At 59.0% G+C, this 26,971-nt stretch carries 18 protein-coding genes; 10 read left to right on the forward strand and 8 right to left on the reverse strand.

Annotated features, from left to right (window positions below):
• Positions 1-201: 201 nt before the first annotated feature.
• Complete coding sequence (locus VMY05_01155; GenBank protein ID HUV29686.1) at positions 202-1,938, reverse strand: glycosyltransferase family 39 protein; 1,737 nt, start codon at positions 1,936-1,938, stop codon at positions 202-204.
• A 469-nt stretch (positions 1,939-2,407) separates the two neighbouring features.
• Between VMY05_01155 and VMY05_01160 the strand changes: the two genes are divergently transcribed.
• Positions 2,408-4,726: a DUF5916 domain-containing protein gene (locus VMY05_01160; protein HUV29687.1), complete on the forward strand. Its 2,319-nt coding sequence runs from the start codon at positions 2,408-2,410 to the stop codon at positions 4,724-4,726.
• Between the two features lie 162 nt (positions 4,727-4,888).
• On the opposite strand, the gene VMY05_01165 is transcribed toward VMY05_01160, so the two are convergent.
• From VMY05_01165 to VMY05_01185, 5 genes are all read right to left on the reverse strand, one after another.
• Positions 4,889-5,194: an RNA-binding protein gene (locus VMY05_01165; protein HUV29688.1), complete on the reverse strand. Its 306-nt coding sequence runs from the start codon at positions 5,192-5,194 to the stop codon at positions 4,889-4,891.
• A 366-nt stretch (positions 5,195-5,560) separates the two neighbouring features.
• Positions 5,561-7,420: an aspartyl protease family protein gene (locus VMY05_01170; GenBank protein HUV29689.1), complete on the reverse strand. Its 1,860-nt coding sequence runs from the start codon at positions 7,418-7,420 to the stop codon at positions 5,561-5,563.
• 159 nt (positions 7,421-7,579) lie between these two features.
• The gene (locus tag VMY05_01175; protein HUV29690.1) at positions 7,580-8,497 is read right to left on the reverse strand and encodes a hypothetical protein; all 918 of its coding nucleotides are present in this window, start codon (positions 8,495-8,497) and stop codon (positions 7,580-7,582) included.
• 258 nt (positions 8,498-8,755) lie between these two features.
• Complete coding sequence (locus VMY05_01180; protein HUV29691.1) at positions 8,756-10,546, reverse strand: glucosyltransferase-I; 1,791 nt, start codon at positions 10,544-10,546, stop codon at positions 8,756-8,758.
• A gap of 274 nt (positions 10,547-10,820) precedes the next feature.
• Positions 10,821-13,907: an FAD-binding and (Fe-S)-binding domain-containing protein gene (locus VMY05_01185; GenBank protein ID HUV29692.1), complete on the reverse strand. Its 3,087-nt coding sequence runs from the start codon at positions 13,905-13,907 to the stop codon at positions 10,821-10,823.
• Positions 13,908-14,148: 241 nt separating this feature from the next.
• Here VMY05_01185 and VMY05_01190 point away from each other — a divergent pair, with 241 nt between their 5' ends.
• From VMY05_01190 to VMY05_01230, 9 genes are all read left to right on the forward strand, one after another.
• Entirely contained in the window at positions 14,149-15,225 is a 1,077-nt protein-coding gene (locus VMY05_01190) for a serine hydrolase domain-containing protein (GenBank protein HUV29693.1), read from the forward strand.
• A 26-nt stretch (positions 15,226-15,251) separates the two neighbouring features.
• Positions 15,252-15,980, forward strand: coding sequence for a DNA alkylation repair protein (locus VMY05_01195; protein HUV29694.1), 729 nt, complete (start codon positions 15,252-15,254; stop codon positions 15,978-15,980).
• 52 nt (positions 15,981-16,032) lie between these two features.
• Positions 16,033-16,857: an alpha/beta fold hydrolase gene (locus VMY05_01200; protein ID HUV29695.1), complete on the forward strand. Its 825-nt coding sequence runs from the start codon at positions 16,033-16,035 to the stop codon at positions 16,855-16,857.
• A gap of 236 nt (positions 16,858-17,093) precedes the next feature.
• Positions 17,094-18,386: a pitrilysin family protein gene (locus VMY05_01205; GenBank protein ID HUV29696.1), complete on the forward strand. Its 1,293-nt coding sequence runs from the start codon at positions 17,094-17,096 to the stop codon at positions 18,384-18,386.
• Complete coding sequence (locus tag VMY05_01210; protein ID HUV29697.1) at positions 18,383-19,705, forward strand: pitrilysin family protein; 1,323 nt, start codon at positions 18,383-18,385, stop codon at positions 19,703-19,705. Before VMY05_01205 ends, VMY05_01210 begins: the two co-directional genes overlap by 4 nt.
• 191 nt (positions 19,706-19,896) lie before the next feature.
• Positions 19,897-20,790, forward strand: a complete 894-nt coding sequence (locus tag VMY05_01215) for a radical SAM protein (GenBank protein ID HUV29698.1) — start codon at positions 19,897-19,899, stop codon at positions 20,788-20,790.
• Between the two features lie 256 nt (positions 20,791-21,046).
• Positions 21,047-21,520: a hypothetical protein gene (locus VMY05_01220; GenBank protein ID HUV29699.1), complete on the forward strand. Its 474-nt coding sequence runs from the start codon at positions 21,047-21,049 to the stop codon at positions 21,518-21,520.
• A 110-nt stretch (positions 21,521-21,630) separates the two neighbouring features.
• Positions 21,631-22,803: a metallophosphoesterase gene (locus VMY05_01225; protein ID HUV29700.1), complete on the forward strand. Its 1,173-nt coding sequence runs from the start codon at positions 21,631-21,633 to the stop codon at positions 22,801-22,803.
• Between the two features lie 41 nt (positions 22,804-22,844).
• A complete protein-coding gene (locus VMY05_01230; protein HUV29701.1) occupies positions 22,845-24,026 on the forward strand; it encodes a P1 family peptidase in 1,182 nt (393 codons plus the stop codon).
• A gap of 43 nt (positions 24,027-24,069) precedes the next feature.
• Here VMY05_01230 and VMY05_01235 read toward each other — a convergent pair whose 3' ends face one another.
• Both VMY05_01235 and VMY05_01240 read right to left on the reverse strand, forming a co-directional pair.
• Positions 24,070-25,464 carry a DUF418 domain-containing protein gene (locus tag VMY05_01235; protein ID HUV29702.1) on the reverse strand — a complete coding sequence of 465 codons (1,395 nt, stop codon included), beginning with the start codon at positions 25,462-25,464 and terminating at the stop codon, positions 24,070-24,072.
• Positions 25,464-26,879 carry a metallophosphoesterase gene (locus tag VMY05_01240; GenBank protein HUV29703.1) on the reverse strand — a complete coding sequence of 472 codons (1,416 nt, stop codon included), beginning with the start codon at positions 26,877-26,879 and terminating at the stop codon, positions 25,464-25,466. The genes VMY05_01235 and VMY05_01240 overlap by 1 nt, the downstream gene beginning before the upstream one ends.
• Positions 26,880-26,971 lie beyond the last annotated feature (92 nt).

Here is a 26,971-nt window from a genome sequence, read left to right on the forward strand (position 1 = left end):
CCTTCATTTGAATGTCCGTGTCATCCCGTAGCGATGGGAGGCACCGTGCCGCGTAGTTTTCGATTCCAACATGCTCGTCACCAAAAGTACGCTTCCAGCCTCGGTTGCGCAATCGAAACCCGGGCCAATTGCACGTAAATGCCGAGGGCAGTGGTTGCGTTGCAGAATCGGCAGGGCAGGAACTTCTCGCGCTTCTGCCGCTTAGCGGAGCCATTTCGAGAAGGTGTCGGACTTGATACCTGTCTGAATCGCAAGTTTTTCGTCCAGGTTTGCCAGGAGTCCGGCCCAACCGTCGACCCCGATCCTCCGGGCCGAAAGCAGGATATACTCAGTCCCGTTCCCGTCGCGAAGCAGCTCGAAATCTCTGAGTGTCATTTCGGACGCCTCCGTGCCCTCCCGGACATCGAACAACCACGTAATAAAGACACGCCAGCCTGACCGATCATCGTAACCGCTGGTTCCCACTCCCCGGTAATCGGGAACGACCACGCTGAGCGGTATGAGCGCGCACCTGTCGGCATCCAGCCGGAGCGTGTCCGGAACCGCCCCCCGGTGATAGGCATACAGGAGGATCAACGACGATTCGACGACCCGTTCCCTGCCAAAGCAATAGCGAAGATGCTGCATCTGTTTGTATTCGCACACGACCGTGCAATCATCGTCCGCGATGGCAGCCAACTGCGAGGCCGCCGCATACGAGGGTCCCCGAGATCGAGTCTGGGGGAGCACTGAGTAAGCGATGTTGATCACGAAGGCGATAAGCAATGCCCCGGCCGTGGCCGCAAGCAGCACCCTGCGCAGCCATGACCGACCGACGTGGCCGGACAGGTCCTTCAGAGTCATGGAGGTCAGCATCAGCAGAGGCGGCAGCGTCATGACGAAAAACTCGCTCCTGCCGGGCAGCCACCACAGGAAGAAGAAGTAGTAGGACAGAAGCCAGGCTATCAGCGAAATCCGAAACCCCCGGTACGTGCGTACGCGCCAGACCCGGCCGACCGCATGTACCACCACTCCTGCAAGCAAAAGCCCGAAGACGGCAATCGCGGCGAGAACCGGCCATGAGGATCCGGGGGGAACATACACGACACTTCGCAACTGGCTTTTCAACAACAGAGCGACTCCGGCGGGGCTGAAATGGGCCGTTGTTCCCCACGCGGGATTGGGATGATCGGTATAGGCGAGGCAGAAACGGAAGAAGCCTTCGACCGTCGCCTGAGACGCGGCGCTTGTGTACGCCAGAACGTACACGATCAGGACGAGAACCCCTGACAGGCACAACACCGCTGTCGTTTTCCCGATCTTCCGCGTGGCGTCGCCGTTCAGCAGGGCCGCGGCAAGGGGGAGGGCGAAGATCACGTTTGATTGGTGGTAGAGCACGGCCAACGCATAGAGCACGGACAGTGACAGGAGCCTGGTGGCGGACCACCGTCGCCCGTATCCGCTCACGAGCAGAAGAGCGGCAAGAGACAGACAGGCCGTGGCGGGCACGTAGACCTCCGCCTGTGTCGAGCCGCTCCACACGCCGATGCTGGCAAAGAACACAATGGCAGCGGTTAGAGCACGAGCCCGGGAAGAAAGGATGACTCTGAGAGTATGATACAGTGCCACGATGGCCACGGCGGCCCAGAGAATGTTGTGCAACTGGCCGACAAAGACGGCGTCAAATGACAAGTTGAACTGCAGCGCCGTAAGGTAGAGGCCGCGTACCACCGGCGAGAAGAGAACGTGATGCGGGTGAAAAAGCGCTTTGCCGGTCCTGATCGCATAGGCATAGGACAGATAATCCCCCGACTGCTGGGCAGAACGAAAAACCAGGTACAGGGCGCAGGTCAGCAGGACAAGCAGGCTGCTGATGCACCAATCGCTTCTGGCGGAACTAAACCGTGGAATGAATCTCGTGAAACCCATGGTATGGCGGCCCGGCGTGGACGCCGGCATCCCCAAATGCTGCGGTCCGCAGTTTCGAACCCGGACCGTCGCCTATGTTTCTGGTTCTGCTGAACGTAATACCGGCTGTCAGGCGCCGCAACCGGTTTTGAGCGATATCCCGGGCCGGGCCGCGCTGATCGGCGGGGGACAAATCACAGGCCGCCTCTGCAATCGCTTCCGGCACAGGATCACGTTTCCGAGGTCTTTTGCGTTGCGCCCTGTCGATGAACCGCCACGGCGAAATGGGTGTCCGTATTCGTACGGTAGGTTTTCATGAGAGAATAGTTACACGAAATGGAGGCGGCGGTTTCAACATTGTCAGGGATTTCTGCGTCAGAGTATGGAAGAACTGATCCGGCGTGGACGGTATGGGCAACTTTTCGCCGACGTGTCCGTAAGGTAGAACGCGGCTTTGAACGGCGACCTGAGGTAGGACGTCGCCGTCAAGACCAGAACACTACATGAGGAAGCGGAAGTTATGACATCAAGATTAACGCACCGTCACTGGCTGCCGGCGTGTCTGTTGATGCTGGCGGTCTGCCATTTTCTGTCACGGCCGGCCATGGCCGGCGATACGTTTACGCCGGTGTACCACCCGACCCTGGACGTGTCAAAGGCAGCCGGTGAGATCAAGATCGACGGCAAGCTCGGCGATCCCGGCTGGCGCAACGCCGCCCGGGCGGCCAATTTCGCGGAACACCGCCCCGGCGACCAGACCGAACCCCCGGTTCAGACGGTGGCGTACATGACGTACGACGACGAGAACCTGTACGTCTCGTTCGTCTGCTATGATGATCCGAGGGCGGTCCGTGCGTCGTTGTCTGAAAGAGAACGAGTGGGCAACGACGATAATATCTGTCTGTGCCTGGACACGTACGGTGACGCGGCCTGGGCATATACGCTGAACGTCAATCCTTACGGCGTGCAGGCCGATGCGCTCTGGTCACCCGACAACGGGGAGGACGGTCGCTTCGACCTGGTCTGGGAATCGGCGGGCCTGATCACCGATTCCGGTTACCAGGTTGAGATGGCCGTGCCGTTTGCGTCTCTACGTTTTCCCAGCGTGGAGCAGCAGGTGTGGAGAGTTGATTTCTGGCGCAACCACCCCCGGGAAGCCAGCAGGGCATACTCGTGGGCGGCATATGATCGCAATGAGGCCTGCTGGCCGTGCAAGTGGGGGACGGTTACGGGGATCGAGGGGGTACAGGCCGGCAGAGGAGTAGAGATAATGCCGTCGGCGATCGGCTACCAGTACGGCGCCCTTAACGGCGACGGTATCCCGGCGAAACCGTATGAGTTTGCTGACGACGACGCCAAGGGAGAAATGTCGCTCGGAGGCAAGTACGCCGTTTCGTCCGACGTAACCGTTGAGGCGACCTATAACCCGGATTTCAGCCAGGTCGAAGCCGATGCCGGTCAGATAAGCGTCAACACCACTTTTGCCCTGTTCTACCCCGAGAGAAGGCCGTTTTTCCAGGAGGGCAGTGACCTGTTTAGAACCGTCTTCAACTCGTTCTATACGCGCACGGTCAATGATCCGCAGTTTGCGGCCAAGGTGACTGCGCGCACCGGTCGCAGCGGGCTGGGCTATCTGATCGCACGGGATGAGAACAGCCCGATTACACTGCCTTTCGAGGAACGGAGTGTCTACCTCCTGACCGGTCGGAGCACGACGAGCGTGTTTCGACTCCGTCAGACAATCGGCAGCGGTTCTCAACTGGGATTGATAGCCACGGACAGGCGATTTGACGGCGGCGGTTCCGGTTCGGTCATCAGCCACGACGGTCTGCTGCGTTTTACACCGAGTCTCAGTCTCTCGTATCAGGCGGTACTCGCCCACACGAAGGAGGCCAATGACTCTACCATTGTTCCCTCCTGGCTCAGAAGTACTGTGTTCTGGGACGATCACACGGCGGATTTCGACGGCGAGTCGTACTGGGGTCATGGCGGCGTCGGCGTGCTGAGGTGGCAAACGCGGACCTGGAATGCCGCCGTCAACTACTGGGAGGTAAGTCCCACTTACCGCGCCGATAACGGATACGACCCCAAGAATAACCGGCGCGACCTCACGGTTACTACCGGGTACAGGTATCGTCCGGAAAGTGACCTGTTCGACATGGTGAACCCCTGGGTTGACGCAGGCACCGTCTGGAACTGGAACGGGAGGAAGAAGGACGAGTTCGTCGCGCTGAACCTGTTTACTCAACTGAGAGTGGCTCAGGCCTCTTCTTTCACTCAATACATAAGGCGCGCCGAGAACCTGGGCGGCATTCAGTTTGACAACATCTGGAATGTTCATCAGGAGGGCAATGTCAGGCTCGGCGATCAGCTGGCCATTGGTTTGGATGGGGGCTACGGGCATACCATAGCGCGGAGATTCCGGAGGATGGGCAAGACAATCAACCTGGGCGTCCAGGCGGACATCAAGCCGTATGACCGGATCCTGGTTGAGCAGTGGGCGCAGTATGCTACCGCCGACGAGATGGATTCGGGCGTGGAACTTTATAGGCAGTTTATCTACCGCAACCGCTTCGGTTATCAATTACTGCGCCAGCTCTCGCTCCGGCTGGTTGTCGAGTACGAGAACTACAGGGAACTGGGGTCTGATAAAAGTGATCGCTGGAGCGTGGATCCGCTGCTGACCTACCGCATAAACCCGTTCTCAATCTTCTACATCGGGTCGACTTACAATTACGAGACGAGATCGGAAATGGATAGTTACGGAATCAGCACCGCGTCCAACAGGCTGACTTCAAGACAGTTCTTCATGAAGCTTCAGTACCTGTTCCAGATATAGCCGGGACCTGCTGCCGGGCGGCCGGTCGGAGACGCCGTCGACTCGGGCGGCGATCCGCGGTGCCACGGCAGAGATCAATATGCACAAAGGAGACTGAGATGCCTCAGTCTCCTTCGCAATCAAGCGGCTGCCGTAATCGACAGCAGTGGATGCGGATACTCTTTACCAGTTCCGACGGCGATTGCTGCCGTAACCACCGCCGCGACCGCCGCGGCTGCCTCCCTCGGTTCGTGGGCGCGCCTCATTGATGTTCAGCGTGCGTCCATTCAGTTCCTGGCCGTTCAGGCCGTTCATCGCAGCGGTAGCCGCGCTCTGGTCGGACATCTCAACGAAGGCGAACCCTCTTGACTCCCCGGTGTACTTGTCCTTGATAATGTTGACGCTCGAGATCTCTCCAAAGGCCTCAAACGCCTGGCGTAACTGCTCTTCTGTCGTGTCGAACGACAGGTTACCTACGTAGATGTTCATTCTACACTCCGGTTTTGTTTATCCCTACCTGGAACATCATCCCGCAGGGATCGCGTTCGTCGAGATAAACCTGTTAATGCGCACTATTGCGCGGCGGTCCCGAGATTCAGCTTTTTGGGGAGATTTGACAGGAATAACAAAGCCTCTACAAAAGCAAATACGGAAACCAATTGTGAACACTTAATATATCGGCCTAAACGGCAAAAGTCCACACTTCCTGTGAACCAATTTCCCCCCGGCCAAGTTCCGGCCTGCCTGCTTTTTCCGGCCCACCCGGCCGCTGCGCGCTGGTCCGGGATGGACCGGGCGGCCTGCCGATGGCGGGTTATAACGTTGCCCAGCAGTGAGTTATGGCGACCGCACCGTCTAGAAAAGGTTCGCCAGTTTAAGCTTCAAGTTCTTCTCCTGATCCTGCCGATCAACCACGAACGTATACCTGGTGCCCGGCTTCTCCATGAGCATCCGGCGGACAGCGATAAGGCCGTCAATGTACTCTGTATCGATCCCATTCACCGATTGCACGATATCCCCCTGGCGAAACCCGGCTTTGGCTGCCGGCGTCCCGTCCGCGACGAACAGGACCTCCACGGCGCCGCCCTCGCCGCCGGTGAGCTGCATGCCGGAGCGGTCTTCGGGGAATTCCTGATTGAACTTGTCCCCTTTTTCCAGAATCACCCGCTCGTTGGCGTAATCGCAGTAGATGACGAAGTTTCTGAAGAGCGTGTTACCGAGGATGCCTATCTGGTCTTGCGTGGAGACCGTGTCGGTGCCGCCATAGGAGAAGTTGACTATCGGGTTGTCCACCGTGAAGCCGGCCAGCTCGATGCTCTTGCACCTCACGTTCTTGGTTCCGAAGGCGTTCGCGGCGCCACGTCCGATAACCTCGACGCCCTTCATCTCCGTGAAACCGTTCCGAAGGGCGTAGGCTCCGTCAATAGATGTGATGGACGCCCCGAGATCAAACAGCCAGATGCCCGAGTGCATACCGTCCAAAGTGGCCTTGACCCTGAACAAGCCGTCTCTGACGTGCACGTCCAGCTCTTTACCGTCGCCGGCATAAACGAACGTTTCCGGGTCATAGAACGAAACCAGTTGGGAGGCGTAGTCTATCCCGGTCACGAATCGTGAAAGGAAATCGAAACCCAGAATACCGGCGACATCCATGCCGAGTGCGCGGGTAAGCTCGGTCAGGTCCACCACCGCGACGGTCTGCTCGTCGAACTCGACCCCCGGCAGGGAGAAGGGTGGCAGGGTGGTGAGTTTCAGGTCGACCGTCCCGCCGACCCCGCGGCCCTTGAGATCACCCTCCAACTGCAGCCCGAGTTCATCGGCAAAACGCTTGGTGACAACGGACACGGACGCACCGCTGTCAAGAATCCATAACCTCACTTTGCAGCCGACCGTGACCGGAACGTACAAGTGGTTTCCCACGAACTGAAAGGGAATATTCTCAGCGCTGTTACCGGTGGCAAACCGGTAGTCCTTGCCACCTTCCGCCGGCGGCTCAAAAAGTGACGGATCGATCCGGGGGTTCGAGACGTACTTCGTGATGGTGACTTCCTGAGCCTGCCCGGTCTGGTGCGCGATTTCCCTGGTCCAGAACGCCACCATCAGGCCGTCAATCTCGCGATAGTCTTTGTAGAACACGTCACGGCTGTTCGTGCCCTCAATCGCCACGCTCTTCTTTAGAAGCAGGTTCTCCGTGTCTATGTGGCTGGTGTAAACGTCTTTGCTGATGCTGTTAGTCACCTTGATAACGTAGCAGTCTTTGTCCTCAACCTTCTCGACGCCCTCGAACGTCACCGTAAACACGTCGGAACGCGGATCGGCGTGCTCGTACGCGGCCATCCGCCGCTGCACCTCCCTGCGCTTGACGGTGGCCTCATCGGGATTGGTAATTTTCTGGAGTTTGCCGTTTGAATCCAGCACCCATTGGTACTCTCCGGCGTCGCCCTGGATCTGGGTGAATATCCCCAGATCAACCTCGACCCGGGAGCGGTCCGGCAGCTGGGTCCACACTTTGAGTGTTCCCTCAAGGCCCGCCACGGATAAGGTACCTTCCATGTATTCAGTTTGTTCCGCCTTCAGGCGGTCGAGCCCTCCGTTGGCCTCGAAGTGACGGCCCAGAATCTCATACGGATCGGTAAGGTCGCCCTGTGCGAAGGCGGCCGTGCTGATCAGTGCCGCCAGCAGGCAGCCTGCAAGTACATGTCGCCGGTTTATCATCATGTTTCTCCTCTCGCTTCTCTGTATAGTTAACGAAGATCGTAGGCGCAGGTTGCGGTGTTCCTGTCCACCGGGAGCGTTGCTCCTGTCGTGCGGCCATGGCAGCGCAATTGCCGTGGAGACTTTCGCCGCCGTCGGTTACGGCCTTTCCCTGTGTGCTCAGCCCTGGCCGAGGCGCTCTCTGAGCCAGGCAACTTTTTCCGGCGGCCCGGCCAGCCTGCTGTGCCAGTCAGCGCCCAGGTGCTTCGAGGAGACGACACATCGGGCAGTGACAACGTCCTGGATGCTGTCGAACGCCTCATCAGCGCCGTACTGCCGTTCAAAGAAGATCGGGTAATTATAGCGGTCGGGCAGTTCGAGCGTTTCCTCGCGACTGACGCTGTGCAAAACGGCGCCTACAAGCGCGGTCTGGTGCAGGAAGATCCTCTTGTCGCGGGATTCCCGGCACATTTTGACCAGGGCCGGGTCCGTGTACAGCCGCTCGAAATCTGCGGGCCACCGGCGGAGAATCCCTCGCTCCGGCCTTACGACCAGTATCCCGGCCTGGAAGTAGGCCCGGATTTTCTGCTTGTCGGCGGGTGTCACCATGGCAAAGAGCATGTCGTCGCCAAGCGACAATACTTCGTAGATGCGACCCCAGAAATCGTCCGGGGGAGCCTCGAAAAGCGATCCCGACCGGTTGTGCATCACCGGCCGGTAGGCGAAGCTCACCGATTGAGCCAGGTCGAATTCCTTCGGTTCGGACAGTACGATCGTATCCTCATCCATCCAGACGAGGACCGCTGCTTGACCTGCCGCGTCAGTCTCTGCCCGGGCCGCCGCGTACACCTTGCCGGCATAGTAAAACCATCGGGCCTGCTCGGGCGTGTGGCTTGTGTGCACCTCGACGTCGAGGGATCGCAACTGATCGAACAATCCCGTATCCTCGAGGATCACATGGTCCGGGACGTACGACCAAACCGGCGAGCCACGAAAGCGGCCCCCGAACTGCCGAAGGCTCTCGGCAAGACGGTACACCTGACGTAATTCATCAATCGATTCGGCGTAGGTCCCAAAGACTATATTACCGGCCGCCATTTCAGATCACCCTTCATGTGAATCGGCCGCCCTTACGCAGCCCGGTCGGGGTTTCGGCGAGCGCGACACGCCGTATAGCCCGAATATAGGTTCTTCCGGGGACAAAACCATCTTGTTTTGCAGGATTGTCTTCTGTGTGTCATGCTGGCTGAGCCGAACCGGGACCGGCAATGGAAAAGCCCGCCATGAACGACGGGCCTTCCAGCAAACTGACCAATATGACAGATCCTGTGCCGATCGTATCTCCGGCCTTGAGTATCACGGGCCGTAATGAAGGACTGTCTGATTTGCACCCACCACGAACACGTCGCGATCGGAACTGCTCCAGACGGCGAAAAACCGCGGCTCATTCGTCAAGTCCTGGCTCCAACTCAGGCTTATAGCCCAGGCCGTGCCGTTGTAGTGAAGGATGGTGCCGTAATAACCTACCGCAAACAGGTCACTTGCCGAACTGCCCCAGACACCGTAAAGCGGGACCGGGACGAGAATCCCGCTGGTCATGGTAGACCAGGTCGTGCCGTTGTAGTGAATAATAGTGCCGAGATCACCCACCGCATACACATCGCTGGAGGAACTGCCCCAGATGGCGTAAAGCACGTTCCCGCCACTGTAACTGGTAGCCCAGGTCGTGCCGTTGTAATGTACAATTACGCCTTCTGCGCTTACCGCAAACACATCACTTCCGGAACTGCCCCAGATGCCCCTATAGTGTGCAGTCCCGGTGTTCATGATAACCCACTCCGTGCCGTCATAATGATGGATAATGCCCCCGTCGCCCACTGCAAACACGTCGCTTGAGGAACTGCCCCAGACGGCGTAAAGCGGCACCGTATTCGGGCTGATCATTTTAGACCAGGTCGTGCCGTTGTAGTGAATAATAGTGCCGTCTAAACCCACCGCAAACACATCACTTCCGGAACTGCCCCAGATGCCCCGAAGGGGTACGGTAGTCCCGCTGGTCATGTCAGTCCAGGCCGTACCGTTATAATGAGGTATACGGCCCTGGTCGCCCACTGCAAATACGTCGTTTGAGGCACTGCCCCAGATGGCGTGAAGCTGTGGGAGCGGCTCGCCGGTCAGGCTGATCATGTCGGCCCAGGCCTTACCATCGTAGTGAAAGATTGCGACACCGATACCCACGACAAACACGTCGCTGGAGGAGCTGCCCCAGATGGCGTGAAGTGGTGCATCGTTCGGGCTGGTCATGGTACCCCAGGTCGTGCCGTCGTAGCGAATAACGGTGCCGTTATCACCCACCGCAAACACATCGTTTGAGGAACCGCCCCAGATGCCCTTAAGGTTGTAGTCATTCGCGCTGGTCATGGTAGACCAGGTCGCGCCGTCATAATGAAGGATAGTGGGCCCGTCGCCCACTGCAAACACGTCGTTTGAGGAACTGCCCCAGATGCCCTTAAGGCTAAAGCTAGTCCCGCTGTTCATGGCAGCCCACTCCGTACCGTCGTAATGGAGAATCTCGCCCCCGTCGCCCACTGCAAATACGTCGTTTGAGGCACTGCCCCAGATGCCCTTAAGGTTATGGTCAGACTCGTTGATCGAGGTAGCCCAGGTCGCGCCGTTGTAATGTAGGATTGCGCCTTGATCACCCACCGCAAACACATCACTTCCGGAACTGCCCCAGATGCCCTTAAGGTCGTGGTTATTCGTGCTGGTCATGAAACCCCAGGTGGCACCGTCGTAATAAAGAATTGTGCCTCCGCCATCGCCCACCACAAACACGTCGTTTGAGGAACTGCCCCAGACACCGTGAAGCTGCGTCTGATTCCCGTCGTCCATCGGGCTCCACACCTTGCCGTCATAGTGAAGGATATTGCCACCCGCGGTGACGGCAAACACATCGCTTGAGGAACTGCCCCAGACGCCCTCAAACTGGTCACTGTAGCTCATCACGGACCATTTGGAGCTACCCACGGGCTTTGGTCCTGGTGGTTGGGTCGGCGACGACTCGTCATCGCCGCAGCCGAGGCCGCCCAGCACGAGCGCGGCCAGCACGAATCCGGCCAGAAGCCGGTGAACAACATTTCCTGACATTTTCAAATCCTCCTGTCTGCCAGAGTATTATTCTGCCTTAAGTATTTCTGTACGGAACGATGGTGTCGTGGACGGCCAACTTTCCTGTGATGCACGCTAATATATTGAGCCGTGGCCTCTTGTTCTGGCAAATATGCTCAGGACGATCGCTGCCGTCAAGTGAATTCCGTCAGGCTCGGGCTATCCGGCCGGGAAGCGGAATCCTGACATACACCGCCACCGACTGGGTGCAAACGGGGCAGAGTGTAAGGAATGTACTCCTGTGCCTGCTTTTTTATGGCTCGCTCTGCCGGCCGTTCCTGTCGCGCAGGTATCTGATCATCGGTTCCGCGACCAGCGGGACCACGTCGCGGATCATGTGCGGCATCAGGGTGTCCATCACGCGGGGCATGAGTTCCGGCATCTGCTCTGCCATGTAATCCGGCATAGGGATGCGGTCCGCTACGCGCTGCAGCATGACCGGCATGACTTTGGGCATCATCATAGGCAGCAGTCGTGGAAACAGCACCGGGAACATTGGTTTCATGAGCCGGAGAAGGCCCGGCACCCGGCCGGCCAGTTTCATGAAAGGCCCCATCCTAAACGGCATGGCATCAATCAGTTCCGGCCACATAGTGCCCATGAGATCAGCGAACCCGCGTGGCGTCATGAGCGCGATCATAGCTTCGAATACCGCCCATTGCCGCCGCACTTCCGGGTGCGGATCGGGAAGCTCGAACCCGAGCGCGTCGCACGCAAAGTGCGCCAGGTCCCTGACCTCGATGGGCATGCGGTTCTTCTCGGCCGACACCCTGAGCTGGAATTCGCAGCACGGGCAGAGAGCCAGGACGGTCGAGGCGCCGGCCTCCTGGGCCTCCTCGAGACGGATTCTGCCGACTTCGGCCGCGACCGGCGGCTCTTTGATAAGCGTCAGGACACTGCCGCAGCAGTGCGCCCGTTCACGGTTATGGCTCATCTCCACGAGTTTGACGTTCGGCACGGCCCTGACGATATCACGCGGCGGCTCGTACACGCCCGAGGCACGACCGATGTGGCACGAATCATGCCAGGCGACAGTTATCGGTTGATGATCGTTGTCCGGGAACGAAAACTCGCCGGTCTTCAGCCTGTCCGCCACCAGTTCGGTGTAGTGGGTAATCTTCAGATCGTAGGCAAGACCCAGCTTCCTTGCCCAGACGGGGTAGACGTGGCGCCACATCATGTCGCAGGCCGGACAGGACGCGACTACCGTGTCGGCTCCCGCCTGCCTGACGGCCTCGATGTTGTGGCGCATGGTGGCTTCAAAGACGTCCCACTTGCCGGCCACGAGCATCGGCGTGCCGCAACAGTTCTCCGTCTCGCCCAGGTAAGTGAAGTCGACTCCCGCCGCATCGAGCAACCGCACGGTGCCGATGCCGATATCTTTCTCCACGTAGCTGGCCGTGCAACCGGCGAAGTAGACAATCCCAGCCTGATGGTCCGGGCCGTGCCGCTTCCGGAGATCATCGGGAAACCAGTCGGTGCGGTTTTTCCGGTAAGCGGCCCAGATGTCGCCTTCCTTGCGAAGCGCGGCGGCCATCATCTCGAAGGGTGGAAAAGTCATTTTGTTTTCTTCGGCGATCAACTGGCCGCGCATTTTCATCCAGGAAGGCTCGATAGGCAGGGCGGCCGAGCAACGGAGGTCGCAGAGTTCGCAGGTAGTGCACGCGATGAAGGTGTCGGTCATGAACTGATCCCATTGTTCGCGGCCTTCCATGTACTCGCGTAACCAGAACCATTTTCCGCGAGGTGACTGGCTTTCCCAGCCTCGACCGTAGTACTGATCGCACTCGGCCACACAATAGCCGCATTGCGAACAACCGTACGCGTACCAGGCAATGTCCGCGGGGATGTTCCGTATCGGGCTTGTCGGTTGTTCTCCGACCTGGGTAATCACGTAGTTGCCAAGGGGCCTCATCAGAGGCTCGAAGAATTCAGCGACCTGCAGGGCCGCACCGACCAGGTGCCCGCCCAGCACTTTGCCGGGGTTCAGGATTTTCCTTGCGTCCGTCCGCGACTTGAACGCCCGCAGACGTTTGAGCCTCTCACGGCCCAGCACCTCGGGGGCCTTGCCGCCGAAGTACAGGCCGGTCGAGTAGGGACGCCCGCCGTGACGCTCGGCGATTTTCATGATCGTCATGACCAGGGTGAAAACGAAATTGTACTTAAACGAGCGTTGATCGCTGGGAATGAACCCGAGTATGACCACCTCCGGCTGCCCGTCGCGGCCCTCCCGAATGACGACACCCTCCTTGATGATCGGCTGGTCGACCTTTCGTTCAATCTCGGTCATGACGTCGCCGAGCGATGACAGGGGAATCACGAACTCCGACGGCACCAGGCTCGGTCCGAGTCGCTTGACGACCATGAGCTTGGACCGGTGGTTCCATTCGTGGTTGGCGATTCTGTCACTGAGTATCTCCGCCTCGCCCGGTGCCGGCATGGATCGAAGCTTCTCCCGCACCGACCGGCCCTCTCCGGCCCGGCAGGCCAGTGTCAGGATGTACGCCGCCGGCAAAAGGACGCGCTCTTCGACCGGATGACCGTTATGCTGCAGCAGCGGAGCCCGGTTCTTTAGTTCCGCCATGCGAGGGTTGATGAAGACCAGTGACCAGATCGGGAGTTTTTCAGCCGCTATGGACTGGATCAATCGTTGCAGACCGTGCGCGTCGGGGCAGCCGACGGCCATAACATCCAGTGCCTCCAGCGGCTGCACACGGAAGGTCAGTTGGCTTATGAGGCCGGTGACGCCCTCGGCGTCGGCAATGAGGTCAAGATCATCACCGGCGAATTGAGCAATCGTGCCGTCACCAAGGACGACGCGCGCACTGAGAACGTTCTGCCGAAACCACCCGGCTTCATATGAACCGATACCGGCGCCACCCTGGGCGAGCCAGCCGCCGACGGTCGACCCCGGATAGCTGGTGGGATACAGGCGAAGGGTCAGGTTCTTCTTTGCCAGGGCGCGATCGATTTTTTCCCAGACGACCCCGGCCTCGACGGTGGCCGTCAGGTTTTCCGGATCAATGGCAATCACCCGGTCCAGGCGGTGAAAGTCGACCACGACTCCGTTACGGACCGGCAGGACGCCGCCGTATCCGGAGGAGGCTTTGCCACGCGGGGTTATCGCCACACCACGGCCGGCCGCCCACTGAACCAGCTCGAGAAGCTCCTGCTCCGACTCCGGCTGGACCACGCAGTCCGGCACGGTGTCGCCGACCAGCGGTCTTACCAGGCTGGGAATCGCGGCGATGTCATGGCTGTAAAGCTTCCTCTCCGTGCGTCTGAAAGCGGCCCGACTGCCGAATCGTCCGGTAAGCCAGGCACGGTCTTTTGTGGTCATACGGCTCACGATGTCTGTTCCTGCCTTCCTCGATTGCACGCCGTCGGGCTGTCCATGTCAGACAACATACGGAATTACCGGCGATAGTGTCAACTAACCATCCTCGAATCCCTGCCTGAAGAACACAATCACGGAAGATGACAGTCCCATCCGGATCAGGGATTCCGGCCTTGCGACGAAACAACTTTGGGCTTAGCTTCACGTATCCAGGAAGGAAACGGGAGAAGCCGGGAGGGTTACGATGAACAGGGCGACGACGATAAGGACACTCATCTCAGCCGTTGTAGCGCTCGGTATTACGACAGCAGGCGTTTGCGGGCAGGATTCGTCACTTCAGAGGATTGACCAGTATCTCGAGGAAAAGCAGCAGTCAGATGATTTTTCGGGCAACGTCCTGATCGCGAAGGGCGGGGAGGTCATGTATGTCAGGTCGTTCGGCCTGGCCGACAGAGACCATGGTGTTGCCAACAAACCGGAAACCAGGTTCAACGTCGGCTCCATAGGCAAACTGTTTACATCGATCGCCATACTCCAACTGGCCCAGGCCGGCAGCCTCGAACTGACTGATCCCATCGGCAAGTACCTGCCGGAGTTTCCCGAAGACAAGAAGGCAATCACCATCCACCAGCTCCTGCTGCACACGTCCGGTCTGTCCAGTTACATGACGAATTCCGATTATTCGGAAAGGAAACAGACGTATCGTTCGATAGACGACGTTCTGGTCCTGGTCAGAGACGAGGTTCTCCTGTTTGCGCCGGGGGAAGGGAATGAGTATTCCAATTCCGGTTACATCGTCCTCGGGGCGATCATCGAACGAGTGTCCGGCCGGGAGTATAGTGCGTACGTGCACGAAAACGTATGGCAGCCGGCGGGGATGTCGAATACGGGCCTGTATTACAGAGAAGATGTCGTCCCGAACAGAGCTACCGGCTACATCAGGGTCGATTCCGGTACCGTGATCAGCAACGTCTTTGAGGAACCGCCCGCGTTTTCGGACGGCGGGGCGTACAGCACGGTTGGGGACATGTTGAGGTTCGTCCTGGCGTTGCAGGACGATACGCTCCTGAACGAGGAATTCCGTAAACTCTGGCTTACGCCTCAAGTCGGTCCCATGACTTACGGGCCCGCAACCGCTTCTGCCGAGAGAAGTTTCAGCGGTAAAGCAGTCTGGGGCGGCATGGGCGGTGCGCCCGGAGTCAGTGCCGCTCTGCATCACGTAACAGGCGATGAGTATACGATCATTGTGCTGTCCAACCAGGACATGGTGGCTTTGAGAATGCCGATAGATATCGAAGCAATCCTGTATGGAAAACGATAGGCGGACATACTCACAGGTGCTCCATCATGAAGCAGACATATGACGGCGTCATCCGGACACTCAGGCGGGAAATCGCACGGCATGACAAGCCGGAGAACAGACTGGACTACCAGCGCTTCTTCAAGGAACCGCTGGACGAACCGACGGGTCTCAAGATCCCGGTTCTCAGGAAGATCTCCAGCCAGTGCTTCAAGGAACTGAAAGGCGCTCCGGCAAAGGACGTCCTGGCGTGTTGTGACGACCTGCTGGCCTCCGACGAACGGTACATGAGGTTCTTCGCGTTCGAGTGGGCTTTGAAGCTCAGAAACCAGTACAGGCCGCAGGATTTCACACGTTTTGAATCCTGGCTGAAACGATACGTGAATAACTGGGGGACGTGCGACCACTTTTGCTGCGGCCCAGTGGGGCACCTTGTGTTCCAGTTCCCGGAACTGGCCTCAAAGACGTATCGCTGGGCGCGGTCGCGGGACCGGTGGCGGCGTCGGGCCGCGGCGGTGAGCCTCATCGTGCCCGTGCGGAAGCGTCTGCTGCTGGACGAAGTTTTCCGGACTGCGGATGCGCTGCTGATCGACCGGGACGACATGGTGCAGAAGGGATACGGCTGGATGCTCAAGGAGGCCAGCAACGTCTTTCCGGACGAGATTTTCGCGTACGTGATGAAACACCGCAGCCGGATGCCGAGAACGGCGCTGCGGTACGCCATTGAGAAACTGCCGCCCGCGAAACGAAAACAGGCCATGAAGAAAGATTTCTAAGTTCTCGCCCGGTGGCTCTTCCGCGCGTGTATCAGGCGGCTTGACTGAATATATGAATGAATCCTGGTTCCGAATCGGCGATGAGTATTTGTATTTCAGGCATAATACTCTGCGTCCGAAGAGACGGTCCCTGTTATTCGTGCACGGGTTGGGCGATTCGACGCTGAGCTTTCAGGACGTCTTCAGAGACAAACGATTTGACGATTTCAATCTCGTTGTCCCGGATCTCATCGGTTACGGCAGGAGTTCGGGCGCCGGGAGCCTGCAGGGGTACAGCTATGATTCTCACGTGGCCCGGCTCTGGAAACTGATTGGCGAGACGGGCCTGAGTGAGCTGACCGTCATCGGTCACTCCATGGGGGGCGATCTGACCACTCTCCTGTGTGCATCGGACACGGACGGGATTATAAGGAAATACGTCAGCGTTGAGGGTGACCTGACCCAGCACGACCTGACTATCTCCCGGGCGGCGGTAAGCGCGGACAGGCGGGGGAAATTCAGAGACTGGTATGACGGGGATTTCCGGGAGAGAATGGTCTATGAGTCCCTTGGCCGTAATCGCTCAGGCCGGGTGTATTACGCGTCGCTGGCTTTCTGCCGCCCCGAGGCTTTTCTGGAGAACGCCCGGGAGCTTGTCAGGCGGAATACGTCGCTGCCGGGGAAATACAAGAGCGAGATCGGTGAAATCTACCGTTCTCTCGGCCTGCCCAGGGTCTTCTGCTACGGGACTGAGAGTCTCTCCCCCCGGACGCTCTCGTTCCTGAAGGAAAACGGTCTGGATGTCAGGGCTTTCGAGGGGGTAGGTCACTGCCCCATGACCGACAGCGCGGCCGAGTTCTACGAGTTCCTGCATCATTTCGTGACAGGCGGGGATTAGCAACAACTTGACCGGGGGGCTGCCAGGAAACAACGGGCAATCTGGCGGTTGAAAAACGTCTTTTTCGAACCGGTCCGTCGATTGCCGCACTCCAGGACAACCTTTTGGCCGCAGTTTCGTAGACAGTAAAGACCCGTTAGACTACTGAGATTCGTTATTGAATGCTGTATGCAGAGTCCCCCAACCTCGCCGCGAGAACTCCCGGATACAGATCAATGCACACAGGAGGCTATAGCATGCGACCGATTCTGATCGCAGTCTGTTGGCTGCTGTTTCTGTCGTCCGCCGCCGTTTCGGCCGACTGGCAGATTACAAGGCTGGACAACGACCTGAAAGTAATGATCCTGGAGAACCACCAGGTTCCCCAGGTGAACATCTCGACCACGATCCAGGTGGGTGCCAAGAACGAGCGGGATTATTTCGGCGGTGCCACGCATCTGCTGGAGCATCTCATTCTCTTTCGAGGTACCGAGGAAATGACCGGCGAAGAGGTCGGCGACGCAATGAAAAGGCACGGGGCCTATTTCAACGGTTATACGTCGTCGGACTGGACCAATTTCGTGATTTCTCTTCCCAGGGAGCACCTTGATTTCGCCCTGAATATCCACGCCGACATGCTCTTCCGGTCTGATTTCCCGGAGGCTGAGATAGACAAGGAACGTCAGGCCGTCCTCGAGGAGATAAACATATCCGAGGATAAACCTGTCAGCAAGGCGTATCGGTCGTCGCTGAAGGCGCTTTACGGTGACCACCCCTACGGCAAGAGCGTGCTGGGAACGAAGGAGAGAGTGCGCAACATCCCGCGTGACTCGGTTTACGCGTACTACAAGCGCTACTACGCTCCCAACAACATGACCATGGTCATTGTGGGCGACGTAGACGCCGAGCAGGCGCTCGAGCTGGTCCGGCAATACTTTGGCGGTTTCCCGAAAGGCTGGGCGACGCGAGACAACTACACCCCCCCGCCGGAGCGGGACAGGGTGACTGAAATCGAGATTACGAAGGACGTCAGCCAGGCATACCTGATGATGTCGACCATCGGCCCGATGGCGGACAGTCCTGATCAGTACTCCCTGGGCATCCTGGGCACGCTTCTGGGTAACGGCGAGTCCAGCAGACTGTGGAAAAGGCTCAAGGACGAGAAGGGCCTGGTCTATTCCATCGGTTTCTCGTTCTACACGTCCAAGTATGAAGGATCCATGTTTACTCTGGCCACGCTCGACCCGGCGAACATTGCCGCCGTTGAAACGGCCGTCAACGACGTGTTGGACGACGTTATAGCGAACGGTTTCACGCCCACCGAGTTGCGCAAGGCCAAGAACAAGATCAAGACCAGCCACTACGCTTCTCTGGAACGGGGGCTTGACCTTGCCGACAAGTACTCGGAGTACGATTCGTTCATCGGTTACCAGTTCGTGGAAAACTACCCTGACAACATCGAGAACGTCACGCTGGCCCAGTTAAACGCGGCGGCCCGCAAGTACCTCAACACCGACTCATACGTCAAGACTACGGTGGTGCCCAAATGAAAAAGGTAACGTGCTTTCGAGGGACTATTCTTCTGGTCACGGCGCTGGCCCTGTCCGGGTGCCAAGGTGGCGGCCGCCGGATCAGCGTCGGGCCGGACGGTTACGGAAAGGCACGGTTGCCGAACGGGCTTACCGTGCTGGTCAACCATGACGAGACGACGTCGCTGACAGCGGCACGGATTCTCATCGGCGGCGGGGTCCTGACCGAAACTTCCGATAACAACGGCATCACCAACCTGATGACGAAGATGCTGCTCAAGGGTAATGACAGTATGAGCGCCGCCGACATAACCGAGCGGCTCGAGTTTCTCGGGGCCAGCGTGTCCGCCAGTTGCTTCAGAGATTACAGCGCCATCTCGTTTACCTCACTTACCGAGAATTTCGACGAGGTGCTGGGGATTATAGCCCGGTCGGTCGCATCGCCGACCTTTCCGGAGGAAGAGCTGGTCAAGCTGAAGAAGGAGATCGAGGGAGATATCAAAGCGTCCGACGACAGCCAGGCGCAGGCATCAAGCAAGCTGTTCTGGAGGACCGCATACGGTGACCAGGGTTACGGCCTTCCCACCCTGGGAACCCTGGAGTCGATAACCGGGATTACGGCTGGCGACATACGGCAGCACTACCGGAAGTACGTAGGAGCCGAGAACGTGGTCTTTTCCGTGGCCACCGACCTGCCGGTTGAACGGCTCGGTGCCCTCATTCGCGACCGGTTTGAGGGACTGAGAGCGGGGGCAGATCGAATACCTGCCCCGGAATTAACGCTCGGGGCCGAGCAAACCGGCTTTGTCCCGTTTGATCGTAACCAGTCGTACATCTTCATGGGCGTGGTCCTGGATCATCTCGAGCCGATCGAGCTGCCCTATGTCATCCTGCTCAACGAGATAATGGGCAACAACGTTGGGTCGCGGCTGTGGTACCTGCGGCAGAAGGAGAAGCTGGCCTATGCGGTTTACACGCAATACACCGCCGACAGATACGGCGCCGTTTTTCGTGCGGCCATCGGCACCGACACCGCCAAAGTGCAGCAGGCCCTTAGTTCACTGGACCGCGAGTGGTTGAAACTCGTGGCGGACGGGGTTACTCCGGAGGAGCTGGCCGACGCCAAGGTCAACATGAAAAACAACCTGATCTACTCCATCGATCGCAAAAGCGTCAGGGCGAACACAATGGCGTACTACGAGTATGTCGGGTACAACCATCGGTTCGTGCTTGACCTGATCGGGATGGCTGACGGCGTCGCTCTTGATGACCTCAACGGCTTCGTCGGAGAGAGATTCACCGATGACAAGCGATTTGTCTCCGTAGTCGGGAAAAGGTAGCCGGAGACAAGTGCCGTTTTAGGCAGCCCCGGTCGGTTCCCGGAACCGCCCGGGGCTGCCCCGGGGCTTTTTCTTCAAAACACACGAGCCTGCCCGTGTTCCACGGGCTATATTACCGGCGGAGTTCAAATAAGGCCGGTCTTGCCTGCGGTGGGCGGCTGGCCGTAGCCGGGACCGAGTGCCTGCACGGTATGGCTTATCAGAAAGCGCTTCCGAATTACCTGAAGATTCTGGCCGGAGAAGTCGGGCCGAGGTTCAAATCCCTGGACCTCAGCGAACGCGTGACGGAAGCTTTCACGATTCTCAAGGATTGTGAGCTCTGCTCCCGACGGTGCCGGGTCGACCGCACGTCCGGCGAACTGGGGTACTGTGAGGCGGGCGACACTGCAGCCGTGTCGTCATGCTTTGATCACCTCGGGGAAGAGCCTTTCCTTGTCCCTTCGTTCACTATTTTCTTCAAATCCTGCACGTTTGCGTGCCTGTTCTGCCAGAATTGGGAGATATCGCAGGTCGGGCAAACCGGCGCGGATTACTATGTGACGGAGTCGGAACTGGCCGCGGCCATCGATGGGCACAGTTACTGCCGGAATGTGAACTTCGTCGGCGGCGAACCGACACCGTGGCTGCCATTCATTCTCAAGACTCTCCAGTACGTGAAGTCCGATATCCCGGTGGTGTGGAATTCCAATTTCTACATGTCCGGAAAATCCATGGAGTTGCTCCGGGGAGTTGTGGATGTCTACTTGTCTGATCTCAAGTACGGCAACGACCGCTGCGCCGCGAGACTGTCCGATGTGCCGGACTACTCCAGGGTGGTGCGGGAGAACCACCTGAAGGCCGGGCAGGATGCGGAACTGGTTATCCGTCACCTCGTGCTGCCCGGCCATGTGGACTGCTGCACCAGGCCGGTGCTGCAGTTCATTGCCGAGAACATGGGTGATCGGGTCGTTGTGAACCTGATGGACCAGTACCGGCCCTGTTACAAGGCTCACCAGGTTTCCGGTCTTGACCGGAGAATCACGGCCGAGGAGTTTGAAAGCTGCGTGGACCAAGCCACTCGCCTCGGCCTGAACTTCATAACGTAGAGTGTGGCCGTTGAGGCGGAGATGTGATCTTGGGTGTCGCCGAGACAGAATGTCAGTGCTGCGGTAAAGCCGGTGGCCTGATATCTGAATCTCTGGGTGTCTGCGTGGACTGTATCCGGGCACACTATGATCGGGCCGGGCCGTACGTCCGGGAGGCTCACCCGCGATCCCGGCGGGATTAAAAGCCGGGAAGATAAAGGCCGCACACTGGTATTCCAGGTGCCGACGACACGCGACAGAAAAGGAGAGCGGAGCTATGATCACGGCCAAAGCAGCTATGGTTTTAATCGTCATTCTGGTGGCCGGGTGCGCCGTGCCGGGCAGTGAAGGGGAAAAGGTCGATGCCCAGGGGGTAGCCGGAACCGTCTGGTTCCGGCCGGATTATGACCACAGCGACGTGTGGCTCGTCAATAATCCACCCGACACCACCCCGCGTCCGTTGCCCGAGACCAGCGTCTACTTGCTGAAATATCCCGGTACCGGCCCGAGCCGGGATGATATCCTGGCCGTCACTCTTACCGACAGCCTGGGGCGTTACGAACTCAGGACCTCCCCGGGGACTTATTATCTGGCAGTGGAGGCTCCCGTTGTCAATGCGCCGGTTCTCCGGCTTCCTCAAACGGACACTCTCAGGCCGGGTTTGCGAATCAACGATCTCAGAATCGTTGAAATTCTCCCCGGTAGAATTGCCGGGCAGAACTTTGAGATCGGCGAGATAGTCCCCCAGTAGACGGCGGCTCAGCCTGTTCCAACGGAACCAGTCCGGAATCTTATTGCGAACGACGGCCGCTCACCGCTATTATCCGAAAAACGGTTACATGAAGTTCAGGTGGTAATCCCATGAGGAAGTTCGCACAGAACATTACCTGGCTGTTGCTGCCGTTGTTTGCAGCCTCAGCCGGCTCCGTGTGTCATGCTCGCGACGGCGCTGGATTGGTTCACGCCGCCGCCGGGCCTGTCAGTTCCCCTGACTATTCGAGATCGGCAGATTCGCTCAATGACGGCCCCCATGTGTTCTGGCAGTCGGATACGTCGGCGATCGTGTTTTACCTCTGCAACGACGAGGTCACGCGCCAAACGTACCGGGTTTCCGATACGCTGCGGTTCTTCGGGTTCTGTCGGGATACCGCCGTTCAGTACGTGATACCTGCGGCGCCGGCCGTTCCCGGGCCGCACGTTTTTACCGGGGTTCCCAAGATCTTCGCCGTCTCCGACATAGAGGGTGATTACGAACACCTTGTTGACATCTTCACAAAGGGCGGCGTGATCGATGACAGTGGCCGCTGGGCCTGGGGACGCGGGCATCTCGTCGTGCTTGGTGACGTCTTTGACCGGGGTGACTACGTTACCGAGTGCCTCTGGCTGATTCGCAGGCTCGAAACGGAGGCCGGGCAGAGCGGCGGCGCCGTTCACTTCGTACTGGGCAATCACGAGTTGATGATCCTGCGGGGCGACGAGAGGTACGTTCGTGATAAGTACCTTGACGGGATTGTCCGGGCCACGAGGATCAAACACGAGGACCTTTACGGTCCGGACATGGAACTGGGAAGGTGGCTGCGCTCGAAGCACTCTGCCGTTAAAATCAACGACGTCGTTTTTGTCCACGGCGGGATTTCTCCGGCCGTGATCGAGCGTGGACTCAGCCTGGCTGATATCAACGAAACGGTTCGCTCCGGCCTTGACCTGCGCTCGTCGCAGGTGGCGTTCAATGATGCCGTCGGGTTCCTCTTCGGAGGCGAGGGTCCCCTGTGGTATCGCGGTTACCACTATGAGATGGAAGACTCATATCCAATGGCCTCCGAAAGCCAGATCGACAGCCTGTTGAGCTATTACGGCGCCCGGGCCGTGGTGGTCGGCCATACGCACGTCGACCAGGTGTCGGGGCTTCGTGGAAATCGGGTCATGGCGATTGACATTCCGGTCGATGAGTTAGGCACGTTGCAGGCGCTGCTGTGGGAAGGGGACCGGTTCTTTCGCGTAACCGGGACGGGAGAATTGCAGCCGCTGGACTGAGTGACGGGCCGGTCCGTTCAGTAGACGGCGTGGGAGGTTCTATGTTGCAGTGTGATCCTGCTCTTCTTGTCTGGCTGTCTTCGTCAATCCTTCTTCTGGCCGCCGCGGGTTCATCTTCGGGCAGCGCCCGGCGGCGCAAACGGGCGCGGGATCTCGGCATTGAAGTGGGAGAGCTGACACCAGGTGCGGCGAACGCAATTACCGACGTTCCGGGCGTCAGGGTCGGCCACAAGACGGTTGTCAGCGGGGCCGCTATCCGCACCGGCGTTACCGCCGTTCTGCCGCATGACGGTAACCTGTATCAGGAAAAGGTCCCCGCCGCCGTCTGCGTGGGCAACGGTTTCGGCAAGCTGGCCGGGTACACCCAGGTCGAGGAGCTGGGGAATATCGAAACGCCCATCCTGCTTACCAATACTATGAGCGTCGGCACCGTCGTTACCGCCGTGGTCAACTACACTCTCAGCCGGCCGGGCAACGAGGAGATCAGAAGTGTGAACGCCGTGGTGGGCGAGACAAACGACGTGTATCTCAATGACATTCGTTCGGCGCGTGTCACGGAGAGGGACGTCGTCGACGCCATCGAGGCTGCTCAGCCGGGTCCGGTCGGGGAAGGCAGTATCGGGGCCGGGACAGGCACCACGGCTTTCGGTTTCAAGAGCGGTATTGGGACCGCGTCAAGGCTCGTACCGGCGGCAGAGGGACGCCGCTACGTGCTGGGGGTACTTGCCCAGACAAACTTCGGCGGCCGGCTTGAGATCAACGGGGTACCGGTCGGACGTGAACTTGGTCGTCCCGGGCTGAGCGGCGATGCGGAGAAGGGGATCGACGGCTCCTGCATGCTGGTGGTTGCCACTGATGCGCCGCTGTGCAGCAGAAACCTCAAACGGATAGCCCGGCGGGCTTTCTGCGGCCTGGCCCGAACCGGATCGTACCTGGGCAACGGTTCCGGTGATTACGCCGTCTGCTTCTCCACGGCATATCGAATACCGAACAACACCAGGCAGCCGTATGCCCTGCCGCCGTTGCTTCCGAACGACGCCATGACGCCTTTCTTTCAGGCGGTCATAGAGGCAACCGAGGAATCGGTGTATAATTCCCTGTTTGCGGCAACCGCCGTAAAGGGATTCAAAGGGCGGGTAAGCGAACCCTTGCCCGTCGACGAAGTAGTGCGGATTTGCAGAAAATACCGTCGGCTCGGCTCGCCGGACGGGTCGTCCGAATAGCTGCCGCGGGGCGGCGTGCGGACCGCGGACTCACCGTTATTCGCTACAGGGGATGTTCCGGATGCGTGTCCGGCGGGTCCGAGTGCGCCACCCGCATCGGTTGCAATCGCCCGTAGGTGAGCGACCGCCAGAGCCATTCGGCGGGGCCGAAGCGGAACCGTTTCAGCCAGATCGGACTCAGCCAGAGTTGCACCAGCCACACGCCCAGGACGAACGCCCACAGGCCGAAACGGTCGATCCTTCCGAACAACCCAAGACCGTACCCGTAGAAGATGGTCGTGCAGATAAGGGTTTGTGCCAGGTAGTTGGTCAGGGCCGTCCGGCCGACCGCCGCCAGGCGCCAGGTCAGACCTTCAAGAAAACCGAACTGGCAGACCAGCATTATGACCCCCGTGTGCCCGAGAGCCACCAGAACGCTCCCGGTATAGCTGTAGTGATTGCCGCTCGTGAGTCGGTAGACAATGTCGAAACCGTGCGCGATGAGTGAGCCCGCACCGTAGCCGGACAGCGGCAGCCCGATTCCGTAACCCGTGATGATCATCAGCAGGTAGTACCGCGGCGACCGCATGCCGGACAGCACGCCCAGCTTCATCAGTCCCATTCCCAGCAGCATCAGGCCGGCCGTTCGCCAAAAAACCATGAAGACAAATCCCTGCGTCTGCATCATTAGCGTATGCGGTATGCGCCAGGCAAGCACCTGTGAGTAGCTGCCTCGGCGTGCGGCTGTCTCTTCGGCGAGCACGGCTGCCGGGGGCTCGAACATTGAGCGCATTTGCTCCCAGGCGTTCATCACCGCCCGTTGCTGGGCCGACAGGTCCTCGCCGCGTGCCTGCGCCTCCTGCGCCGCCACCGCGTTTTCTCGCAGCATTCCGTTGATCGTGCCCGCTCCCGTCCGGATCAGCATACCCAGGACCAGCAGAATGACTCCGAGTATGATCAGGAGCCGGGCCGACCGCCGCCGCAACGGATACAGCAGAAGGCCGCACAGCGCGTACGAGAAGAGGACGTCGCCGAACCAGAGCAGGTAGGCGTGGGCCAGGCCGATCAGCAGGAGCCACAGGATTCGGCGGTAGTAGATCCCGCACAGGGGTCTTCCCGACGCCTCGGCCCGACCGGACATGAGTATCAGGCCGCCTCCGAACAGCATGGAGAAGATGGCCATCATCTTTTCCAGGAAGAAGATCGTATCAACCTTCCAGGCGAACAGGTTAAGGCCGGTGAAGCCGCCCGCAACGGTGGGGTTGAATATGACGGAATTCGGTAAGGCGAACAGTTCGATGTTGATGACCAGGATGCCGAGCAGGGCGACTCCGCGAAGGACGTCGATCGCCGCGATACGCTCCGACGACGAGACGGGTCCGAGGCGGCTCATCCTCTCAGGCTCGACGGCGGGCCTGTCGTCTTCATGTCCCGTGCCAACCGGGCCAGCATCCGGCATTATTGGATCCCCGCGGTCGGCTCGCCAACCGTATCTACGGATGACTGCCCTGGTTCGAACTGATCGATGAGTTCGAAGTTGACGTCGTACACTTTGACAATCAATCTTTCACCGATCATCGATAATTTACAGAAATGGTATTTACTGACAAAAAGCTGGCTGCAGGGGTGTTGCCTGGCCTGTCCGCGAAGCGGCGCGCCCCCTCCGCCCGTCACAATGTAGTACCTTCCGCCGCAGAACGAGCGCTCGTAATCGTGATCGTGACCGGTGAACGCGATATCCACCCCGTACCGCTCAAACAACGGGACCAGTGTCTGGCGCAGCCCCAGCTCGTCCTCGACGTGCGTGCCGGTGCTGTATGGGGGATAGTGAAACACCGTGATGATGAACCTGATCGAGTCGGGAACGCCGGCCAGGTCGGCCTCGAGCCAGCGGTACTGCGGCGACGCCGCGTCGATGGCGACGCACGAGTTGAGAACGATGAAGTGAGTGTTGTTTCTCTCCACCGAGTACCATTGCTCGTTGTTCGGGAGGTCGAAGTTGTCGAAGTACAGTGGTGCCTGGTGCTCGTGATTTCCGAGTGCGGGGTAAAACTTGGCGACCGACACGAGATCGGACACGATACTGTTGAAGGTCACCCATTCAGCAGCGGAATTGCCGTCGTCGACCAGATCGCCGACGTGGAACACCGTGCTCGGATTAAGCGGCAGCATCAGGTTCACGATTTGCCGGTGTACGTCATCATTGGTCCGTGTGTCACCATATACGATTATACAGCGGACAAGTTTCACCGCTACGGTAAGCGAATCGGCCAGTGACCCGTCGCTCGCGATGACCACAAAACTCGTGTCCGTCGACCCGTCGAGAGGGGTGCCGAAAATACTGTCCGCGTCGGCGGCCAGCCAGGTCGGATAGTCCACAAATGATATCGTGATAACCGAGTCATCCGAATCAAATGCTACGCCCTGGTATCGGAAGTAGACTCCTCCGGCGGCCTCAACTGCGCCGGGCGAAAGGATTCGGGGTCGCCCCCCGGCCGCGATTACCGTCAGCGTCACGACAAGCGTGTCGGTGGCTGCGCCGTCGGAGACGATGACCACAAAACAGGTGTCAGTGGCGGTCTCACCGGGCGTGCCGCAGAGGCTGTCGGAGTCGGCGCTCAGCCATGACGGGTAGTTCTCGTACGTGATGATTGCGTCCGGGCCGTCGGGATCGGTAAATGCCGGCTCAAAACAGAACCTTTCGCTAACCACAGCAAGGACGAAGTCACCGGAAGTGATATGCGGCGGCGCATTGGTCGGCTCCATGGGAGTATCGGAGCAGGACACGGTCACGATCAGGAGAAAGGCGGTCAGGTACGGAAAGAAGCCCCTGCCGTCGTAGCGGGGTTCGATGGGTTCTTGTCGCTCGGCCATGCCTGTTCTCGCGGGTCATAATTCGCGGACCGGGTGACGTGCCTTCCCGGTCATCCCTACATTGTAGTATAGCCTGATCGTACCGTTTTATC

It is taken from the genome of Acidobacteriota bacterium, assembly GCA_035529075.1.
In the GTDB taxonomy this organism is placed as follows: Bacteria; Zixibacteria; MSB-5A5; order GN15; family FEB-12; genus DATKXK01.

Excerpts from the sequence above, each read along its gene's own strand:
- VMY05_01235 (HUV29702.1), bottom strand. The coding sequence starts at position 25,464 with ATGCCGGATGCTGGCCCGGTTGGCACGGGACATGAAGACGACAGGCCC.
- VMY05_01230 (HUV29701.1), top strand. The coding sequence starts at position 22,845 with ATGTTGCAGTGTGATCCTGCTCTTCTTGTCTGGCTGTCTTCGTCAATC.
- VMY05_01240 (HUV29703.1), bottom strand. The coding sequence starts at position 26,879 with ATGGCCGAGCGACAAGAACCCATCGAACCCCGCTACGACGGCAGGGGC.
- VMY05_01220 (HUV29699.1), top strand. The coding sequence starts at position 21,047 with ATGATCACGGCCAAAGCAGCTATGGTTTTAATCGTCATTCTGGTGGCC.
- VMY05_01170 (HUV29689.1), bottom strand. The coding sequence starts at position 7,420 with ATGATAAACCGGCGACATGTACTTGCAGGCTGCCTGCTGGCGGCACTG.
- VMY05_01165 (HUV29688.1), bottom strand. The coding sequence starts at position 5,194 with ATGAACATCTACGTAGGTAACCTGTCGTTCGACACGACAGAAGAGCAG.
- VMY05_01195 (HUV29694.1), top strand. The coding sequence starts at position 15,252 with ATGAAGCAGACATATGACGGCGTCATCCGGACACTCAGGCGGGAAATC.
- VMY05_01215 (HUV29698.1), top strand. The coding sequence starts at position 19,897 with ATGGCTTATCAGAAAGCGCTTCCGAATTACCTGAAGATTCTGGCCGGA.
- VMY05_01155 (HUV29686.1), bottom strand. The coding sequence starts at position 1,938 with ATGCCGGCGTCCACGCCGGGCCGCCATACCATGGGTTTCACGAGATTC.
- VMY05_01225 (HUV29700.1), top strand. The coding sequence starts at position 21,631 with ATGAGGAAGTTCGCACAGAACATTACCTGGCTGTTGCTGCCGTTGTTT.
- VMY05_01175 (HUV29690.1), bottom strand. The coding sequence starts at position 8,497 with ATGGCGGCCGGTAATATAGTCTTTGGGACCTACGCCGAATCGATTGAT.
- VMY05_01160 (HUV29687.1), top strand. The coding sequence starts at position 2,408 with ATGACATCAAGATTAACGCACCGTCACTGGCTGCCGGCGTGTCTGTTG.
- VMY05_01180 (HUV29691.1), bottom strand. The coding sequence starts at position 10,546 with ATGTCAGGAAATGTTGTTCACCGGCTTCTGGCCGGATTCGTGCTGGCC.
- VMY05_01205 (HUV29696.1), top strand. The coding sequence starts at position 17,094 with ATGCGACCGATTCTGATCGCAGTCTGTTGGCTGCTGTTTCTGTCGTCC.
- VMY05_01190 (HUV29693.1), top strand. The coding sequence starts at position 14,149 with ATGAACAGGGCGACGACGATAAGGACACTCATCTCAGCCGTTGTAGCG.
- VMY05_01210 (HUV29697.1), top strand. The coding sequence starts at position 18,383 with ATGAAAAAGGTAACGTGCTTTCGAGGGACTATTCTTCTGGTCACGGCG.
- VMY05_01200 (HUV29695.1), top strand. The coding sequence starts at position 16,033 with ATGAATGAATCCTGGTTCCGAATCGGCGATGAGTATTTGTATTTCAGG.
- VMY05_01185 (HUV29692.1), bottom strand. The coding sequence starts at position 13,907 with ATGACCACAAAAGACCGTGCCTGGCTTACCGGACGATTCGGCAGTCGG.